A 19,674-nucleotide genomic window follows, 5' to 3' on the forward strand; every position below is an offset into this window, starting at 1 on the left:
ATATCCCGTGTAATAACTTATGAAGATGAACATTTACAGATCCCTGACCCTGGTGGCGGTTTTAGCTACCGTTCTTACTGCCTGTGGAAGCCTTGAAATGGCCGGACCGGATAACGTTACCCCCGTAACTCCGCCTCCCACAACACCACCCGTAACTGGCAACAATAAAATTGAAGGCAACTGGAATTTTGCAGGTACCACCATGACAGGCACCAGTACCGTGTCGGAAGGCAATGCCAAAGTCATTTCCTACAGTGATTATACAACATTCAACAACAAGGGCACCTGTGTGATCGACGGCAGTTCGTTCAGGTTTAATGCGCTCAGCTATTCCATTGATACCATGCTCAGGATGGTGATGTATGTGGATGGACAACTGCTGACCGATATGGACGTCCCCTTCCAGGTGACCATGGCGCCTTACAGCGCAGTAAGTCCTTATAAACTGGTGGGCGCCGATTCCATTTACTTCAGTAATGGAATGGTCGAAAATCCTTCGGCTGGCGGCGGTACCGTGAAAGTGATCGATATTGGCGGAAAAATTTCCTGGAGAGGAGACACCCTGGTGGTGACAACGAAATTAAACCAGATGGTGGAGTCAGCATTTGTGGCTACTTCACAGGAAATGAGGTTTGTGAAACAAAAATAAAGCGACCGGCGGTTAATTGTAACCGCCGGTGTCCCTTACTTTTTACGTGCATCTGCTGCCTGCCAGATAGCTTTAATGGTGGCTTCATCATTCATCCCGTCGGGGCATTGGGGGGAGCGGGTATTGGCCCGGTACTTTAATCTGGGTTGTTTCCTGCCCAGTGTAACCACTCTTGTTACCGGCATCTGCAAATGGCCATTGGCGTCATGGTCTGCCACCCATTGGTGGGCATATCGCAGCCAGTTGTTGCGGTATTGCTCCGGTTGCTGGTAAAACCAGCTGATCTCATCAAACCCCCAGGGATAAATGGTAGTGGTATCCGGAACACCGGGATGGTTGCTGATACCAAAATTATCCAACTCCACCAGGTAAGGCATCGACACGGCTTTCCAGCCACTGGGTGCAATACCGCCTTTGCTTCTCCCGTAAAGCGCATCTGTAAAACCAACAGCCAAAATACCTTCCTGTGGCCGTTCCGGTACCGATTTTATCCGCAACGGGAAAGAATTGAAATCCAGTAAGCTTTTACCGTTGGCCACCATACCGCCCGATGGCGTATGGGCATCCAGCAATACCCAATGGCGACGGGTATGTGTTTTTGCATAGGCCCGTATTTTTTCCAGGAAAGCGGCCCATTCAGTAAGCTGTGGATCTTCCATGCCTATCAGGGCAATCTGCCCCAGGTGAAGCGCTTCGCATCCCACCTCCATATAAGTACCGGCCAGGAACATAAACCACAGACGGGTTTCCACGCGCGTAATATCAGGCACGCTGTTGCCTTTGCTCCAGTGATCCACCAGTTTGCCTTTGGTGTTCAGCATATCGGCATAACGGAAATGCCGGTTTTCCGCGACTAGTCCCAGTGCCCTGAATGCCCATGCAGGAACAGGAATGGTATTTACCTGCTCACTGATCTGTTCAAAAAGGGCTGCCTGGAAAATGACATCCGGGTCATTTTTGTGTACCTCTTCTACCAATCGTTTGGCATTGTCGAGGTAGTCTTTGTTGTTCAGCACCGCTTCTCCTCCCCAGCGGTAAATGGCGCGGCCAATGAACTTTGCCCCGGTGTTACGGATCAGGCGGATATCGTCTTCCTTGTTGGGATAAGGCGCATCGGAAGCGTAAGGATCTACCGCGAGGAATTCGGTCATGGTAACTGCATGGTCCAGGTAATGTTCCAGCACGGGCCGGGAAATGCCTTTTTCATTGAAAGAGTAGGATTGTGCGCAGGCGGTAACAGCCCATAAGCTGATACCTGCGGTCAGCCATGCTGCCGCCGGACGCTGAGTGAATAGTGACATGTCGTGGAATAAGTTTTCCGGACAAGATACTTTTTTTTGCCTGCCGCAGATAACATTTTTGGTGGAGTGGTGCAATTGTTTTTATATTGAGGCCGTTAAATGAGACAGCCAACATATGAGATTATTGCCGGAAATTTTTCCTGTTTTGTTTACCCCCCGTCTTCACCTGGTTGAAATTGAACATTTGCATCAGCCGGACCTGTTTTACCTGCTGACGGATAAACGGGTTACCCGTTATTATCATGTTATTCCATTGAGCGAAGTGGCAGATGTTCGCCCCGCTATCGATCTTTTTAAGAAACGTTTTACTGATAAAGAAGGGATTCGCTGGGGCATTGCCCTTGGAAATAAAACGGAGTTGATCGGGTTTATCGGTTTCAATAATTACGAAACAGAAGATACGGTGCCGCTGGTATTTGCGCTGGTGCAGGAGTATTGGGGCAAAGGCTATATGGCCGAAGCTATTGAGGCGGTAGTGCAATATATTTTTACTGCCCTGGAGGTGAAAAAAGTGGTGGCAGATGTATTGCCGGGTAATACAGCTTCGGAAAGGGTACTGGTAAAAACAGGGTTCCTCCACGAAGGACTGGTAGCCGGCGGCATGGCGTGGAACAATAAAAATTATGATGTGAACCGTTACGTACGGCAGCCCAACCTGTAAGTATCCCTACCATTCAGGGCATAGTAATGCCGGTTCCTCTAAAGGGAACAGTAAAGATACTTACAGGAATTACAGATGCAGGATTAAGCTTTTTTAGCGACGGCTTTCTTGGAAGCAGCTTTCTTTGGCGTCACTTTTTTGCTGGCGGCTTTGGGAGTGTTGGCTTTGGGAGCAGTTGCTTTTTTGGCAGCAGCTTTTTTCTTCGGCTTCGCAGGGTCTTTTTGTTTATCCGTTAATCCCGCGGTCATCGCTTTAGCGGCTTTTTTTACATTCCTGAGAAATTTCTTTTCTCCCAGTTTCTCTTTTAAATCGCTCAGCGCGTTTAATACGGCGGCTACTTTTGCACCGGCTTCTTTTTTGAGATGCTTGCCGGTTGGTTTACTCGAATCAGTCATGGAGCAATTATATTATTTAGAAAAATGTTTATATTCAAAATTAACAATTAAATAATATTGCCAATGTTAAGTTTTATAAACCTATGATTCATAAAGAATATTCTGGTCTTAATGAAACTGATTTCGGCCATAAATTTGCTATATTGGGATGGGCTCCTTCCTTGTGTCGGAGCTTGTTATTGTTTTAACCATAGGGGTATGGGTTCCAGAGATGTCATTATTATAGGAGGAGGCCTGTCGGGCCTCACCAGCGCTATTCATTTATCGAAAGCAGGATTACAGGTAACCGTAATCGAGAAAAGCAAATATCCTTCACACAAAGTATGTGGGGAATATGTTTCCAACGAAGTATTACCATATCTGCAGTCGCTGGATGCGGACCCTTCGGTATTACAGCCTTCCCGGATCAACCGGTTAATTATTTCAGACCACTACGGGAAAACGCTGGAAACAGCGCTGCCATTGGGAGGTTTTGGGGTAAGCCGTTATACCTTCGACCAGTTCCTGATGCAGAAGATGATCGCAAATGGTGTGGAATTAATTGAAGACACGGTGACCAATGTGTTTTTTGAGAACGACCGTTTTTTCATTGACACCAACGGCTATGGCGTTTTTTCCGCACCTGTGGTGCTGGGGGCCTATGGCAAAAGAGCGGCGCTCGATGGGAAGCTTTCCCGTCCTTTCTTTAATGAAAAATCTCCCTGGCTGGCAGTGAAATCGCATTACCGCGGCAGCTTCCCCGCCGATATGGTGGGCCTCCATAACTTCGACGGAGGCTATTGCGGGGTATCAAAAGTAGAAGATGATATCCTAAACATCTGCTACCTGGTGAGTTACGAGAGCTTTAAGCATTTTAAGCAGATAGAATCACACCGGGAACAGGTGCTGTATCGCAACCAGCATTTAAAGGACATTTTTGAAAACAGCACACCCTTGTTCGATAAACCTTTAACTATCAGCCAGGTGTCTTTTACCGATAAGGAAAAAGTATTGAATCATATCCTGATGATCGGCGATACCGCCGGTCTTATTCACCCGTTGTGCGGTAATGGTATGGCAATGGCTATACAAAGCGCCCGGATAGCGGCAGAAAAAGTGCTGGCGTATTTTTCATCGCCGGCAGGTAACCGTTTGCAGATGGAACAGCAATATATAAAAGACTGGAATAAAATGTTCAGTGGCCGGATGCGCACCGGCCGCGTATTATCCCGGTTGTTCCGTAATGAAAAGCTTTCTGCCACTATGATGAAGGGACTGATCCTCTTCCCCGGCCTGCTGCCCGGGATTATCAGGCGCACCCATGGCAAACCGTTAAATGCAATACCGGAATGCGTGTAGATACAAGGCACCGGAGCCATGCTGCTGAAATTATGGACGATTTCAACATGGAAGGAGATTTGCTGAAGGCTACGCTCGACAAAATTGCACAGATCAATTTCCTGCTGGGAGGGAACCGCATCACCCGCGAAGGGGTGGCGGCTTTACTGAAAGATATCCCGGCGCAGCAGGAAATTACCATCGCGGATATTGGTTGTGGTAACGGCGATATGCTGCGGCAGCTGTCGGATGCTTTTTCTTCCGGAAGAAAAATAAAACTGGTTGGTATTGATGCCAACCAGGCTACGGTAACGCATGCACGGAATTTATCAAAAGATTATCCGCATATTGAGTATTATTGCCAGGATATTACCCGGCCCGCCTTCCGGGAACAACGCTATGATATTATTTTATGCACGCTTACCTTGCATCATTTTAAAGAAGCGGAGATCCGGGAGCTGCTCAAGATGTTTTACCGGCAGGCTGCCAGGGGAGTAGTGATCAACGACCTTCACCGCAGCGCCATAGCCTACCGCCTGTTCCAGCTGGTATGCTTCGTGTTCAATTTAAACAGGATGGTGAGGGAAGATGGACTGGTATCTATTCTGCGGGGATTTAAAAAGAAAGAATTACAGCGTTTATCCGCAGAACTTAATATTGATCAGTATTCCCTCAAATGGAAATGGGCCTTCCGGTATCAATGGATAATCAATAAAATATGAGCGTTAAAATTCAGACTGTCACCAAAGCACTACCGACTTACTCAAGAACTACCGCCGAAATTATTCCCTTTTTATCCTTATGGCTGCAGGGCCAGGAAGAAAGATTTATCCGCAAGGTGATCAAGATATTTGAAGGCGCCGGCGTGGATAAACGTTATTCCATTATGGGACCTGAGGAAGTGTTTACAAAAACTTCTTTTGAAGAAAAAAATAATATCTACCAGCGGGAGATGATTGCCCTGGGCCGTACCTGCCTGCAAAGCGCGCTGGAGAAAGCCGGGCTGAAAGGAACAGATCTCGATTATATCATTACCGTAAGCTGTACGGGTATCATGATCCCTTCATTGGATGCATACCTGGTCAATGCTTTACAGCTGCGCCAGGATATTGTGCGCCTGCCGGTTACTGAAATGGGTTGCGCGGCCGGTGTTTCCGGGATCATCTACGCCAAAAAAATGCTGGAAGCAAACCCCGGTAAAAGAGCGGCCGTAATAGCCGTGGAATCACCAACTGCCACTTTTCAGCTGGATGATTTTTCAATGGCCAATATTGTAAGTGCGGCTATTTTCGGCGATGGCGCCGCCTGTGCTATCCTCTCTTCCCATGAGCAGGACAACGGTCCCGAAATACTCGCCGAGGAAATGTATCATTTCTTTGATGCGGAATACCTGATGGGATTCCATCTCTCCAACAGCGGTTTAAAAATGGTACTGGATATTGAAGTGCCGGAAAAAATTGAAGCGCACTTCGGCGACATTGTGCATCCTTTCCTCGCAAAAAATAATCTCACCATCGCAGATATCGATCACCTGATCTTTCATCCCGGCGGAAAAAAGATCATCAACCTGGTAGAAGAACTGTTCCGCAGTATGGGAAAAAAACTGGACGACACCAAAGAAATTCTGCGGCAGTATGGCAACATGTCAAGCGCTACGGTGTTATATGTATTGGAAAGGTTCATGGAGCAATCCTTACCCAAAGGCGATAAAGGACTGATGCTGAGCTTTGGCCCCGGCTTCTCCGCGCAACGAATACTATTACAATGGTAAAGGAGTTTTCATCATACTGGGCATTAATATTGGGTGGCAGTTCCGGGCTGGGATTGGCGTCGGCGCGTAAACTCGCGGCGCATGGCATGAACCTCTGTATTGTACACCGCAACACCCGCGTGGAGCTGGCTGGTATCGGGCGGCAGTTTGAAGAGATCAGGGCGATGGGGGTACAGCTGCTCACATTCAATACAGATGTGCTGAATGCAGAAAAGCGTGCAGAGGTACTGCAGCAGTTGCAAACCGCTATGGGCGAAAGCCGCATCCGTTGCCTGCTGCACAGTATTGCCAGGGGAAACCTTAAAGCCTTGCCCCACCTCGATGCAGATGATTTCAATACCACCATCGGGAATATGGGTGTGAGCTTATATGAATGGGCAGTCGATATCCTGCACAGGCAACTGTTTGCCTCTGATGCACGTATCCTTTCTTTTACAAGCGATGGCAGTTACAAGGCGATGGAACACTACGCTGCCGTATCGGCTGCAAAAGCGGCGCTGGAATCCATTACCCGGAGTATAGCGCTGGAATTTGCACCGCACGGTATAAGAGCTAACTGCATCCGTGCGGGAGTAACAGATACGGCATCGTTGCGGAAAATTCCCGGCAGCAGCGCATTGCTGGAATACAGCAGGGAAAAGAACCCGTTCCGGCAGCTCACCACACCGGAAGACGTGGCAAATGTAGTATACCTGCTATGCAGGGACGAAGCCGCCTGGATCAATGGAGCTATAATACCGGTCGACGGAGGCACACATATTCATTAGCGTATGACAAAAGAAGAGATCCTGCAGCATTTACCCTATGCGCCGCCTTTCCTGTTTGTGGATGAACTGGAATATATTGATGAGGAAAAAGTAACAGGTATATTTACATTCCGTGCAGATATGCCCTGCTATAAAGGACATTTTAAAGGGCACCCCGTTACGCCGGGCGTACTGCTTACAGAAGTAATGGCGCAAACAGGACTGGCCTGTTTAGGTATCTATCTTTTGAAGGATGAGGTACGTAAACAGTTACCCACGGTGGCTATGACGGCTGCGCATATCGACTTTTACCTGCCTGTGGCCCCGGGTGAAACAGTGAAGGCAAAGGCAACAAAAATATATTTCCGGTTTAATAAACTGAAGTGCCGCGTGGAATTATATAATACTGCCGGCGCATTGGTTTGCGACGGAACGATAGAAGGCATGATCATCAAAAAATAAAAATGAATAACAGGGTTGTCATAACAGGATTAGGAGTAGTAGCGCCAAATGGCACGGGCATAGCGGCTTTCAGCGAAGCGATCAAAAAAGGTAGATCCGGTATCCGTTATGACGAACAACTGGCCGCACTGAAGTTTTCCTGCCAGATTGCAGGTATGCCGGAGGTGCCTGTTACTTTGCAGCAACAATATTTTGAAGAACTGGAACTAAAACAGCTGAGCAGTTCCGGTATTATTTACGGCGTAATAGCCGGCATGCAGGCATGGGCCGATGCAGGCTTACCGTTAACAGGCGATACGCCCGACTGGGACAGCGGTACCATTTTCGGCGCCGGTTCCTCCGGCGTGGATAAATTCCGCGAAGCCATTTATAAGGTAGATGATTTGCAGGTACGGCGTTTGGGCAGTACCGCAGTTACACAAACAATGGCCAGTGGCATCAGCGCTTTCCTGGGCGGTAAGCTGGGACTGGGCAACCAGGTAACCACCAACTCGTCTGCCTGTACCACCGGTGCTGAAAGTGTGCTGCTGGCCTACGAACGTATTAAGTACGGGTATGCCAAACGCATGCTGGCCGGTAGTACCGCCGATAGCGGCCCTTATATATGGGGAGGCTTCGATGCGATGAAAGTAAGCACCTTTAAACATAATGAACAACCAGAGGCCGGGTCCAGGCCCATGAGCGCTACGGCCAGCGGCATTGTTCCCGGCAGCGGGGCAGGAGCGCTGTTGCTGGAATCGCTTGATAGTGCCCTGGAGCGGGGAGCTGTTATTTATGCAGAAGTGCTCGGGGGAAACATCAACTCCGGCGGGCAGCGTAACGGCGGCAGTATGACGGCCCCCAACCCTGCAGCCGTGCAGCGTTGTATTGTTGCCGCCCTTCAGCAGGCGGGCGTGCAGCCGGGTGATATTGACCTGGTGAATGGTCACCTTACGGCCACCGGTAAAGATGCCGAAGAAATAGCGAACTGGTGTACCGCGCTTCAGCGAAAGGGGAAGGACTTTCCCTATATCAATGCCCTGAAATCCATGGTAGGTCACTGTTTGAGCGCTTCGGGAAGTATTGAACTGGTAGCAGTGGCTTTACAGCTGAAAGAAGGGTTTGTATCTCCCAATATCAACTGCGAAGACCTGCATCCTGATATCCAGGCATTGGTAGACCGGGAAAGAATTCCGGAACAACTATTGTATAAAGACATAAATTTAGTAGCAAAAGCAAGCTTTGGTTTTGGAGATGTAAATGCTTGTATCATTCTGCAAAAGTACCTGCAACCTTAAACAATCTAACATGGACAAAGAAACATTCATTGAGCAGTTAAGAGAAATAGTGAGGCCCTATGCAAAAAACCAGGAAGCACTGGCAACCATCGATCTTTCCACTGATTTTATCAAAGATCTCAAAATTAATTCCGCTAACCTGGTAGATGTGATACTGGATGTGGAAGAGAAATATGATATCGTTATCCAGAATGAAGAGATGGAACGTATGCTGGATGTGCAGGCGGCCTTTGATATTGTGCAAACAAAGCTAAGTGAAAAATGATCGGCAACGACATTATCGATCTCCGGGCTGCTGCCGTTGAAAGCCGTACTCACCGCAAAGGCTTCCTGGAGAAATTGTTTCATCCCTGTGAAATCAGGATGATCCGCGAAGCGGCTGCACCGGAGCTGGTCACCTGGCTGCTGTGGAGCTGTAAGGAAGCCGTTTACAAAATAGTGCACCGCAATACCCGGGAAAGAAAATATGCCCCGCAACAGTTCACCTGTAGTATAGAACAGGAGCATGTTTATGGAGAAATAACCGGTACCATTTGTCACAACAATCATAACTATTATTATCAGAGCCAGGTTACTGATGATTATATCCATACCTGTGCCGCAACCGGTGATCTACTGCTCCGGGAAACAGCTGTTTATACAGATGTGCAGGTGGCCGGTAACTACACCGGTTTTATGCAGCAGGTGCTTTCAGCAAAGGAGTTATTTTATAAAGATGAAATGGGAATACCGTATATCCTTCACCGTGAGAACGGCAGGTGTTTGCCGGTATCTGTAAGTCACCACGGAACCTGGTGCGGGATCGCAAAATTAAAAGAAGTATAGATGTTAGACTTCTATTTAATACCAGACATACAACTAACACCAGGCTCCCCCGGATCACTTGAACAGGCAGGAGAGCTGGACAGCCGCACATTCGGGCTGTTAAAAGAAAAGAAGATCATACCGCCTCAGTATGATTACTACACCGACTTCCGGTGGAACAATACCCTTATACAACAACTGGAAAATACCATCCTCATGAAACCAGCGCTGCAGGCCGATACCGATGTACAGCAGCTGCTGCTATTGCTGCGTGCCGCCAGGGAAAAGCAAAGTGGGTTAATTGCCTACGCCGACTAAGCTGCAATTTTAATGATGTTTCTTTTAACAGGCGCGGACCCTCATTATCAGTTTCAGGTACTTCCCTTTCCAATCCTCCCACTTGATTAATTCATTGATATGTATATACATAATGGTAATAAAATACCAACATACGGTAAAATACTATCTAAATAATGAATGATTAAACCCGATCTTTACCAATATTAAACAACCAGATAGCTATAGTAATTGCCGGTAAATGCTAACCGGTACCAGACAGTGCACAATTAATTGCTGAAAGTTATGTTCCAACGTTGTGTCAGACTCACCATCTGTTCCCTTGCATTTTTATCCGCGTGCAATAATGGCGATGCACCGGGAAATCAGCAGGAAAAATTACCTGAAATTGTAGACTACAATTTTGATATACGACCTGTTTTATCTGATAAATGCTTTGCCTGTCATGGCCCTGATGCCAATAAACGAGAAGCAGGCCTGCGGCTTGACATTGCCGATAGCGCCTATAAAGCGCTACGGGAAACACCGGGAGCACACGCATTGGTGCCCGGCAACCCGATGGCTTCCGTATTGTACCAGCGTATCAGCACCACAGACTCCTCTATGCGCATGCCGCCTCCCTCTACCAATATGGCGCTGAGCAATTACGAGATAAAGCTGATCGAGAAATGGATCAAACAAGGCGCAAAATATAAACCGCACTGGGCATTTGTCGCGCCGGTAACACCCGCATTGCCCAAAGTAAACAAAGAGAAATGGGCGCGCAACGAAATAGATTATTTTGTATTGGCCCGCATGGAAGAAAAAGGGCTGGAACCCAATCCTGCAGCAGATCATGAAAGATTGCTGAAACGTCTTTGCCTCGATCTTACCGGTCTGCCGCCGTCGCCGGAAAGAATGGACCGCTTTGCAAAAGATACCAGCGACGCAGGGTATGAACGTATGGTAGACGAACTGCTGGCCGACAGCGCCTATGGGGAAAAAATGGCGGTACACTGGATGGATGTGGCCCGGTATGCTGATTCACACGGCTACCAGGACGACAACTACCGCACCATGTGGCCCTGGCGCGATTGGGTGATTCATGCCTTCAATGAAAACCTGTCTTATAAAGATTTTATTACCTGGCAGCTGGCAGGGGATATGATCCCCGGCGCCACCCGCGAACAACTACTGGCCTCCGGCTTTAACCGTAATCACAAGATCACGGAAGAAGGCGGCGTAATAGATGAAGAATACCGCATAGAATATGTAACAGACCGTACCAATACCTTTGGAAAAAGTATGTTGGGCATCACGATAGAATGCGCGCATTGTCATGATCATAAATATGATCCTTTCTCACAAAAAGAATATTATGAGCTGTTTGCCTTCTTCAACAATGTAAAGGAAGTAGGCCTGCAATCTGTGGTGGGCGGCCCCGAAACCTACGCCAAAACGCCTTATATGGAGATCACCAAAGAAGATCTCAAAGGAGTGCTCAGCTTCATCAACAAACAGGATACCAACCGCCTCATCGTATCTGTAATGGGCGAGAAGGATACTACGCGGAAAACGTATATCCTTGGCCGTGGTAACTATGATAACCCCACGCTGGAAGTACAGCCCGAAACACCGCACGCCGTATTGCCGTTTGATATAAAGCAGTACCCGGCTAACCGCCTCGGATTGGCGGGCTGGTTGTTCGATAAACGGAACCCGCTCACCGCAAGGGTTTTTGTGAACCAGCAATGGCAGGAAATATTCGGCAGGGGCATCGTGAAAAGTACCGGCGATTTCGGCATGCAGGGCGATCTGCCAAGTAATCCCCAGCTGCTCGACTGGCTGGCAGTTGATTTTATGCGGCATGGCTGGAATATTAAACGGCTCATGAAACAGATAGTGATGACTACCACCTACCGGCAGTCGGCCACTATCTCTAAAGAGAAACTGAAAGCAGATCCTGAAAATATTTATCTCTCCCGTGGGCCACGGTTCCGCCTTACAGCGGAAGGTGTGCGCGACCTGGTGCTGAAAAGCAGCGGTTTGCTGGTACCTGAAATCGGGGGCCCAAGTGTAAAGCCCTACCAGCCCAAAGGCCTTTGGGAAATGGCCACCTCCGGCAGGGGCATCCTGGCCACTTACCGGCAGGATCATGGCAAAAGCCTTTACCGCAGAGGGTTGTATACGTTTATTAAACGCACCGTGCCGCCACCATCCATGATGATCTTTGATGCAAGCAACCGCGATCAGTGCGAAGTAAAGCGCGCCAGTACCAATACGCCCCTGCAGGCGCTCATCATGCTCAATGATCCCACTGTGCTGGAAGCCTCCAGGGTATTGGCTTCCCGCCTTATGCAAAAGGATAACAATACTACCAGCAACATAACAAAGGCATTCCGTTTAATTGTTTGCCGCACACCGCAGAAACGTGAAGTTGATTTGCTGCAGAAATATTATGATCAGCAACAACAACTGTATAAACAGCAACCTGATAATGCGGTGAAGCTGCTGAAACATGGTGAGTACCCGATGGCAGAGCACCTGGACAATGCTTCATGGGCTGCCATGATGCAGGTGATCACCACCATTTATAACATGGAAGAAACACTTTCAAAAACATAACGATCGTAAAGTCACGCATAATAATGGCCGATGAAAAACGAATTCATAGAACATCACCTGAACATGAACCGACGCAAGTTCCTGTCCCGCCTGAGTTTAGGCGTGGGCAGCCTGGCGCTGGGCTCATTGCTGGTTCCCGATCTTTTTGGAAAAAGCAGCGGGGAAGAAGCACCCTTTATCCCGGGCATGCCGCACTTCGCACCCAAGGCCAAAAGGGTCATCTACCTGTTTCAGAACGGGGCGCCATCCCAATTGGAAAGCTTCGACTATAAACCCAAGCTGCGGGAAATGATGGGGCAGGAGCTGCCTGCATCTATCCGTATGGGACAGCGCTTAACTGGAATGACCTCGGGGCAGTCGTCGTTCCCGCTGGTAGGCTCGCACTTCGATTTCAAACAGTATGGCGAAGCCCGCGCCTGGATCAGCGATCTGTTTCCTCACACGGCAGGAATTGTGGACGACATCTGCATTGTGCGCTCTATGTTCACGGAAGCCATTAACCATGATCCCGCGCTCACCTTTTTCCAGACAGGGGCCCAGCAGGGCAATCGCGCCAGTTTTGGCTCCTGGATGAGCTATGGACTGGGCAGTGAAAATAAGAACCTGCCTGCCTTCTGCGTGTTGTTGTCGAGAGGTAAGGGAAACGGGCAGGGGGTATATTCCAAATTATGGTCCAATGGATTCCTGGATAGCATCCACCAGGGCGTTCAGTTCAGCAGCGGCGAAAGCCCGGTGCTGTACCTGAATAACCCGGAAGGCATTGATATGGCCAACCGCCGCCAGATGCTGGACCAGCTGGCCGCGTTGAACGATCAGTCGTATAAGGAATTTGGCGATCCTGAAATCAATACCAAGATACAGCAGTATGAAATGGCTTACCGTATGCAAACTGCTGTACCCGAACTTACTGATCTCTCCAGGGAATCAGATGATATCATTAAGCTGTATGGACCGGATTGCCTGGTGCCCGGCACTTTTGCGGCAAACTGCCTGTTGTCCAGGAAGCTTTCTGAAAGCGGCGTACGCTTCATCCAGCTGTACCACCAGGGATGGGATCAGCATGGCAACCTGCCCAATGAAATGGCAGGGCAGGCAAAGGATGTGGACCGTGCTTCTGCAGCGCTGATCACCGATCTGAAGCAACGTGGCCTGCTGGATGAAACACTGGTGATATGGGGTGGTGAATTCGGAAGAACCAATTATTGCCAGGGTAAGATGACCGCCGATAATTACGGCCGCGATCATCATCCCCGCTGCTTCTCCATCTGGATGGCCGGTGGCGGTGTTAAGCCTGGTATCGTTTACGGGGAAACCGACGAATTCGGGTATAATATCGTAAAAGACCCGGTGCATGTGCACGATTTCCATGCTACCATCTTACACCTGATGGGACTGGACCACGAAAAATTAACTTTCAAACACCAGGGTCGCCGTTATCGTCTTACAGACGTAGCCGGTAAGGTAATCCCCGGATTAATGGCCTGATAAAATATTGTTATAATGGAAAGAAGAAAATTCATACAGTCGTCGGCGTTAGTAGCTGCCTCGTTTTATATTTCCCGCGATCTTTTTGCCAAACCCAAAGGACCGGTATACGGGCATAATGGTATGCGCTATGTACTGGACACCAAATGGGGCACGCTCGACAGCAGCCGTTACCCTGTGAAAGACTGCCATGAGATGGTGCAGGACAAAAAAGGTCGCATCATCCTGCTTACCAACGAAACAAAGAATAATATCCTTGTTTATAATAAGTCGGGCAAACTGCTGGATAACTGGGGCCATGAATTCCCCGGTGCACACGGGCTTACGCTGAGCAATGAAAACGGTACCGAGTATCTTTTCATCACAGATACCGAAAAACACCAGGTATACAAAACCACTATGGATGGTAAGATCCTGCTCACTATTGACTATCCCGCTGAAACAGGCGTATATAAAAAGAAGGAGGAATTTGTACCTACGGAAACCACAGTAGCAGATAACGGTGATTTTTATATTGCAGATGGATATGGCGCACAATATGTAATGCGCTATGACCGCAATGGAAAGCTGCTGGGATATTTTGGAGGAAGGGGTCAGGGAGATGAACACCTGGACAATGCCCACGGTATCGTGGTAGACCGTCGCAAAGGCACGCCTACGCTTATTGTTACCGATAGAACAAGGAATTGCTTTAAACGCTTCAGCCTCGACGGGCAGTTACAGGAAGTAATAGCCCTGCCCGGTGCATGCGTATGCCGCGCTGTGATAAAAGGAGATCACCTGTATGCAGCCGTGTTACGATCTCCCAATATGGATGCAAACGCAAGCGGCTTTGTAACCATACTGGATAAAGACAATAAGGTAGTATCCAATATTGGCGGCACCGCACCGGTGTATACCAACGGGAAACTGCAGCCTATGCAACAGGCAGAAAAAATATTTGTGCACCCGCATGATGTATGTGTGGACGACGATGAAAATCTGTATGTAGCGCAATGGGCTTCCGGGAAAGTGTATCCATATAAACTCAGGAGGGTATAATGACCGTGAAACAGCCATCCAGGTGGCAAAGCGCAGGCGGTAGCCTGTTATTTGCCGGCAATATTTTTATCCTTTTCCTACTGATCTTTGGCAACCGGGTAGTATTACCACCCTGGTTACAGGTGCTGGGCAGGATGCATCCCTTGTTGCTGCATTTTCCCATTGTACTGATCCTGGTAGCGGGCGTATTAACGTTTATCCGTTTACGTGAGCCGGCAGCAGAAGCATGGAAACAGCAGCTGGCCGGTGCATTATTGCTTGCCGGTGCGCTCAGTGCAGCCGTTACCGTTATAATGGGATTGTTCTTATCAGGTGAAGAAGGATATAACGGCAGCGGCACTTTACAATGGCATAAATGGAGCGGCGTAAGTATGTGCTGGCTGGCTTCTTTATTATTCTGGCTGGGCCAGTCGCCAATAAACCGGCCTGTATTGCAGAAAGGCGGCGTGCTCATCACAACCGTTTTGCTGGTGATCACCGGGCACTTCGGAGCCGACATCACGCATGGCGAAAATTTTGTACTGGCGCCTGTAACGCCTGCAGGCAAAGGGCCACAGGTGCCTTTTGACCAGGCGCTGGTATATGAACATCTTGTGAAACCGGTACTGGAAGAAAAATGTATGAACTGCCATAACGCAGGTAAAGCGAAAGGAGAACTGGCAATGGAACTGCCAGCCCAATTGCTGAAAGGCGGAAAAAGCGGTAAGTTGTTTGTAGCCGGAAAACCGGAAATGAGCCTCTTAATGGAAAGGCTTCATTTACCGCTGGATGCAAAAAAACATATGCCGCCTGCCGGCAAACCACAGCTCACCCCGGAAGAGGCGGACCTTCTCTATTACTGGATCAAAGGCGGCGCCGATTTCAAAATGAAAGTAGCTGCATTGCCGGCGCACGACAGCCTGCGGCTGCTGGCAACTGCCATATTGCAGCCTGGCCCCTCGGCCGCTCCTGTGTATCATTTTGCTGCGGCAGATGAAAAACTGGTACAAAAGCTGAACAACAATTACCGCGTTATCTACCCAGTAGCGCTGAATGCAGCGCCACTGGTGGTGAACTGCTATAATAAAGACCAGTTCAATAGTAAGTCGATCGAAGAATTACTGCCGCTGAAAAAACAGATCATAGAAATGCACCTGCAGAAAATGCCGGTACAGGATGCTGATCTGAATATCATTGCACAGTTCCCTGAGCTGCGGGTGCTGAACCTCAGCTTTACTAACGTAAAGGGACAAACGCTGTCGGCCCTGGCAAAGCTGCCGCACCTGGAAAGCCTTTCCCTGTCGGGTACACCCGTTACCTTTCAGCAGTTGCTGGCTTTGAAAGCTGCGCCTGCACTGAAGGAGCTGTACCTGTGGAACACATCGCTTAGTGCAGCAGAACTGGATCAGCTGCCTGCTGCATTTAAACAGGTAGCTATTATCAAAGGATTTAAAGATGATGGTAAAGAATCGCTGAAACTGAACCAGCCTTTGCTGGCAAACACTTCACCGGTTTTTCGCAGTACTGCACAACTGTTGCTGAAGCACCCTGTTAAAGGAGTGGAGATCCGCTACACCACTGATGGATCTGTGCCAGACAGCGTGAGCTCCCCACTGTTTAAAGACAGCCTCCTGCTGCAGGACAATACCACTATCCGCGCTATTGCCTGTAAAAAAGGCTGGTATGCGAGCGACCCGGTGCAGTTCAATTTTTATAAATCTGCGTATACGCCCGATAGTGTGGTGTTGCTTACACAACCGGATGGAAGCTACGCCGGTTCCGGCGCCAAAACTTTATGCGACGGGCAGAAAGGCGGTACAGACCAGGGCAACCAGAAATGGCTGGGTTATGTAAAAGAGCCGATGATAGCTATGTTGCTGTTTAAACAGCCCGTGCCCCTGCAATCAGTTTCGGTAGGCATCTTAAGAAATATTAACGGGTATATTTTCCCTCCAGCCAAACTGGAAATATGGGGTGGCCCGGATGCGCAACACCTGAAACTGTTAAAAAGAATTATTCCTGCAGCAGGGAAAAAAGATGATCCTGCCGCCGCCATGGAAGTAGCGGGAACTTTCCCCGTTACGCATGTTTCCTGCGTGAAACTGGTGCTGGATCCATTGCTGAAAATACCCGGCTGGCATCCTGGAAAAGGAAACAGGGGATGGGTATTTGCAGATGAGGTGTTGTTTAATTAGATGTTAAAATTCGCCTGCTTTTAAAGGGTTAACAGCGGATAAACAGATGAAACAATATAAATACGAAGAAATAGCAGCGAACATTGAAAGTAAGATCACCGGTGGCCAGTATTTACCTGGTCACCGGTTACCTTCAGTGAGAACATTAAAACAGCAATACCGGACCAGCCTGAGCACCATACAGAGCGAATACGATGAACTATTGTTAAGAGGGCTGGTGGAAAGCGCTCCCCGTTCCGGCTACTATGTAAGCGCCCGCCCCGCCACCGGCAAAGGGACTGCCACTCCAATAGTAGGGGATCCTGTGTTCAGGAATAACCTGGCGGTTATCACTTCCCGGAATCTTAAACGCAGCGCCATTTCAAAATTCAACGTAGCAGCACCCGGCGCCCCAGCTGTTGCTGCAACAGCTGTAACAGGATCTGTGGAATAACAAAAGTAAATATTATCTTAACGCCTCATTATTCCACGTTTAATTGCTATGTATGAGGTCCAGGTATCTTATCTTATTTCTTCTCTTTTTTTATCATCTGCCATCATTTGCGCAACGGGTAAAGATTGCCTGCCTGGGAGCAAGCATCTGCGCGGGCGCCCGGTTGCAGCATCCTGAAACGGAATCTTACCCGGCCCAGCTGGGAAGGTTGCTGGGGCCAGGTTACGAGGTGACCAATTATGGCGTAAGCAGCACCACTTTGCTGAAAAAGGGTGATTATCCTTACCGGAGCACCCAGCAGTTTAAGGCAGCGCTGGCAAGTAATCCGGACATTGTGCTGATTGACCTCGGAGGGAACGACAGCAAGCTGGTGAACCGGGTGCATCTTGATGAGTATGAAGCGGACTACCGCGATATGATCCATATGCTCCGGGCCCTGCCTTCACATCCGCGTATCCTGCTGTTGCAGCCGGTTGTTTCATTTGTAAAAGACACCACGCAGATCTGGGACCCGGTGATCAGGGAACGGATCTTACCTAAAGTAAGACAGGTAGCTTATGATGAACAGGTGGAGCTGGTAAATTTGAACGCGCTGTTGATTGGTAAGCCGGGGCTGATGCCGGACGGTATTCACCCTGAACTGGAAGGCACTACGCTGATGGCCAAAACACTTTTTGAAGTGCTGCAGCCGGTGAGGGATACTGCTTTTGACCTTATCACTCGTCTACCGGGTAATAAAAAAATATCTTCCTTTTACGGTTACCGCTGTGCGGATTTTGATTTCAGGGGCCGTGCCTGTAAAGTGGTAGCGCCAAAATTTGCAGCTGTGGGTCACCCGTGGATCTGGCGTGCACGTTTCTGGGGCCATGAGCCGCAAACAGATATCGCCTTGCTGGAAAGAGGTTATCATGTAGTGTATTGCGACGTAGCTGAGTTATTTGGCAACAGGGAAGCTGTACAATTATGGAATGGCTATTATTCGCTGCTACATAAAGCCGGTTTGTCGCGGAAAGCAGTAATGGAAGGCATGAGCAGGGGAGCGGTATATGTATACAACTGGGCGGCTGAAAACCCGGACAAAGTAGCGGCGGTGTATGTAGATAATCCAGTGTTAGACCTGTGCAGCTGGCCGGGAAGCCAGTTCAGAAAGCAATTGTCCAAACGGGATGAATGGGAAACTTTCAGGAAGGATTATGGGTTTACGTCCGACAGTGCTGCGATAAACTTTAAAGGAAGCCCGTTATACAAAACGAAAGAAATTGTGAAAGGGGGGTATCCTATGCTGCATGTACTGGCGGATGCGGATACAGACGTGCCTCCGGGGGAGAACACGCTACCTTTTGAAGCGAAAATAAAGGCGCTGAAAGGGAATATAACGGTGATGCATAAACCGGGTTTCGCACATCATCCGCACAGTTTCCCCGATCCCACACCCATAGTGGATTTTATTCTTAAAGCGGCAAAGTAATAAAGTAAAACGCCTTCGGTCATCAGACGAAGGCGTTTTGCTTTAATTATTTATTTTACCAGCCATTCCAGTTTATACATGCCACGGAACCTGTCGTAGGTAAGCAGTTCCGCATCCCGTTTAAACAGGGCGTCCATCTTATCTGCCAGAGTTTCATGGGCAGGGAAGGCCTGTTTTACATTCCAGGCTGTCAGTGTTTGTATTTTCCCATTGGAAGCGGAGAAGTATGTTTTGTACTGATCTTCCGGGCCTGCTTTGGGAGAAGTGGGTATTTTTCTCTTATAGAGCAATAATTGCGGGTTTTTATTCAGTATCTGGTAACTATGATTACCTTCTACCCGGTATACATCGCCATTTGTCAGCTGATAAGCAAATATTTCATTTTTGTTGATGTGAATTTCTTTGCCATTGTGCTGAAGGGTGACGTGACTTTTTGGCGCCAGTGTGTACAAATGAAGCCTGGGCGCTTTATTGCCGTTGTCTTTGGTGTAACTCAGCCGGCCAGACAGGTAATCGTCCATAGTGCTGTAAATACCCGTGATTTTCTTTTGCGCGTCTGCTGCTATATTGATGCACATCAATAAGCAGATCATGTAAAAAATTCTGCTACAGTATTGCATAGTCCAGGTGTTTTGGTGTTACTTTAATTTAGCAAAAATAACTGGAAATTTTTTTCCGGAATATGATAAAAATCAGTTAAAATCCGCGTCAGACAAAATCCGCGTTCGCCTATGAACACCATGGTCCGGAAACGGACAACCGGCAAATGGCTAAATCACTGGTTACCAG

Annotated in this window: 20 protein-coding genes; 17 read left to right on the forward strand and 3 right to left on the reverse strand. The window is 48.5% G+C overall.

Annotated elements, in window-relative coordinates; genetic code table 11:
- The first annotated feature begins 25 nt into the window (after window positions 1–25).
- Entirely contained in the window at window positions 26–649 is a 624-nt protein-coding gene (locus tag FN124_RS13240) for a hypothetical protein (RefSeq protein WP_142685183.1), read from the forward strand.
- 35 nt (window positions 650–684) lie between these two features.
- Here FN124_RS13240 and FN124_RS13245 read toward each other — a convergent pair whose 3' ends face one another.
- Window positions 685–1,950 (reverse strand): hypothetical protein, encoded by a 1,266-nt coding sequence (locus FN124_RS13245; protein ID WP_260607417.1) that lies wholly within the window; start codon window positions 1,948–1,950, stop codon window positions 685–687.
- Between the two features lie 115 nt (window positions 1,951–2,065).
- Here FN124_RS13245 and FN124_RS13250 point away from each other — a divergent pair, with 115 nt between their 5' ends.
- A complete protein-coding gene (locus FN124_RS13250; RefSeq protein WP_142685184.1) occupies window positions 2,066–2,611 on the forward strand; it encodes a GNAT family N-acetyltransferase in 546 nt (181 codons plus the stop codon).
- An 83-nt stretch (window positions 2,612–2,694) separates the two neighbouring features.
- On the opposite strand, the gene FN124_RS30890 is transcribed toward FN124_RS13250, so the two are convergent.
- Window positions 2,695–3,006: a histone-like protein 2 gene (locus FN124_RS30890; RefSeq protein WP_185937185.1), complete on the reverse strand. Its 312-nt coding sequence runs from the start codon at window positions 3,004–3,006 to the stop codon at window positions 2,695–2,697.
- Between the two features lie 198 nt (window positions 3,007–3,204).
- On the opposite strand from FN124_RS30890, the gene FN124_RS13260 reads away from it, so the two are divergent.
- The 15 genes from FN124_RS13260 (at window position 3,205) to FN124_RS13330 (ending at window position 18,885) form a co-directional block, all read left to right on the forward strand.
- Window positions 3,205–4,344 (forward strand): NAD(P)/FAD-dependent oxidoreductase, encoded by a 1,140-nt coding sequence (locus FN124_RS13260; protein WP_142685185.1) that lies wholly within the window; start codon window positions 3,205–3,207, stop codon window positions 4,342–4,344.
- The gene (locus FN124_RS13265; protein WP_142685186.1) at window positions 4,335–5,045 is read left to right on the forward strand and encodes a methyltransferase domain-containing protein; all 711 of its coding nucleotides are present in this window, start codon (window positions 4,335–4,337) and stop codon (window positions 5,043–5,045) included. The genes FN124_RS13260 and FN124_RS13265 overlap by 10 nt, the downstream gene beginning before the upstream one ends.
- Window positions 5,042–6,094: a type III polyketide synthase gene (locus FN124_RS13270; protein WP_142685187.1), complete on the forward strand. Its 1,053-nt coding sequence runs from the start codon at window positions 5,042–5,044 to the stop codon at window positions 6,092–6,094. Before FN124_RS13265 ends, FN124_RS13270 begins: the two co-directional genes overlap by 4 nt.
- The gene (locus tag FN124_RS13275) at window positions 6,088–6,861 is read left to right on the forward strand and encodes an SDR family oxidoreductase (RefSeq protein WP_142685188.1); all 774 of its coding nucleotides are present in this window, start codon (window positions 6,088–6,090) and stop codon (window positions 6,859–6,861) included. Before FN124_RS13270 ends, FN124_RS13275 begins: the two co-directional genes overlap by 7 nt.
- A gap of 3 nt (window positions 6,862–6,864) precedes the next feature.
- Entirely contained in the window at window positions 6,865–7,302 is a 438-nt protein-coding gene (locus FN124_RS13280) for a 3-hydroxyacyl-ACP dehydratase FabZ family protein (RefSeq protein WP_142685189.1), read from the forward strand.
- A 2-nt stretch (window positions 7,303–7,304) separates the two neighbouring features.
- On the forward strand, window positions 7,305–8,579 hold the full coding sequence (locus tag FN124_RS13285) for a beta-ketoacyl-[acyl-carrier-protein] synthase family protein (RefSeq protein ID WP_142685190.1): 1,275 nt from the start codon (window positions 7,305–7,307) through the stop codon (window positions 8,577–8,579).
- Between the two features lie 10 nt (window positions 8,580–8,589).
- On the forward strand, window positions 8,590–8,844 hold the full coding sequence (locus FN124_RS13290) for an acyl carrier protein (RefSeq protein WP_142685191.1): 255 nt from the start codon (window positions 8,590–8,592) through the stop codon (window positions 8,842–8,844).
- The gene (locus tag FN124_RS13295; RefSeq protein WP_142685192.1) at window positions 8,841–9,404 is read left to right on the forward strand and encodes a 4'-phosphopantetheinyl transferase family protein; all 564 of its coding nucleotides are present in this window, start codon (window positions 8,841–8,843) and stop codon (window positions 9,402–9,404) included. Before FN124_RS13290 ends, FN124_RS13295 begins: the two co-directional genes overlap by 4 nt.
- On the forward strand, window positions 9,405–9,701 hold the full coding sequence (locus FN124_RS13300; protein WP_142685193.1) for a hypothetical protein: 297 nt from the start codon (window positions 9,405–9,407) through the stop codon (window positions 9,699–9,701).
- Between the two features lie 264 nt (window positions 9,702–9,965).
- Complete coding sequence (locus FN124_RS13305; protein WP_142685194.1) at window positions 9,966–12,284, forward strand: PSD1 and planctomycete cytochrome C domain-containing protein; 2,319 nt, start codon at window positions 9,966–9,968, stop codon at window positions 12,282–12,284.
- 30 nt (window positions 12,285–12,314) lie between these two features.
- Entirely contained in the window at window positions 12,315–13,769 is a 1,455-nt protein-coding gene (locus FN124_RS13310) for a DUF1501 domain-containing protein (protein ID WP_142685195.1), read from the forward strand.
- Window positions 13,770–13,784: 15 nt separating this feature from the next.
- Entirely contained in the window at window positions 13,785–14,810 is a 1,026-nt protein-coding gene (locus tag FN124_RS13315) for an NHL repeat-containing protein (RefSeq protein WP_142685196.1), read from the forward strand.
- Entirely contained in the window at window positions 14,810–16,984 is a 2,175-nt protein-coding gene (locus FN124_RS13320) for a c-type cytochrome domain-containing protein (RefSeq protein ID WP_142685197.1), read from the forward strand. The genes FN124_RS13315 and FN124_RS13320 overlap by 1 nt, the downstream gene beginning before the upstream one ends.
- Window positions 16,985–17,030: 46 nt before the next feature.
- Window positions 17,031–17,417 (forward strand): GntR family transcriptional regulator, encoded by a 387-nt coding sequence (locus FN124_RS13325; protein WP_142685198.1) that lies wholly within the window; start codon window positions 17,031–17,033, stop codon window positions 17,415–17,417.
- A 52-nt stretch (window positions 17,418–17,469) separates the two neighbouring features.
- The gene (locus FN124_RS13330) at window positions 17,470–18,885 is read left to right on the forward strand and encodes a GDSL-type esterase/lipase family protein (RefSeq protein WP_142685199.1); all 1,416 of its coding nucleotides are present in this window, start codon (window positions 17,470–17,472) and stop codon (window positions 18,883–18,885) included.
- A gap of 50 nt (window positions 18,886–18,935) precedes the next feature.
- On the opposite strand, the gene FN124_RS13335 is transcribed toward FN124_RS13330, so the two are convergent.
- On the reverse strand, window positions 18,936–19,478 hold the full coding sequence (locus FN124_RS13335; RefSeq protein WP_142685200.1) for a hypothetical protein: 543 nt from the start codon (window positions 19,476–19,478) through the stop codon (window positions 18,936–18,938).
- Between the last annotated feature and the right edge of the window lie 196 nt (window positions 19,479–19,674).

Origin of the sequence: Chitinophaga polysaccharea (assembly GCF_902150045.1) — a bacterium.
In the GTDB taxonomy this organism is placed as follows: Bacteria; Bacteroidota; Bacteroidia; order Chitinophagales; family Chitinophagaceae; genus Chitinophaga; species Chitinophaga polysaccharea_A.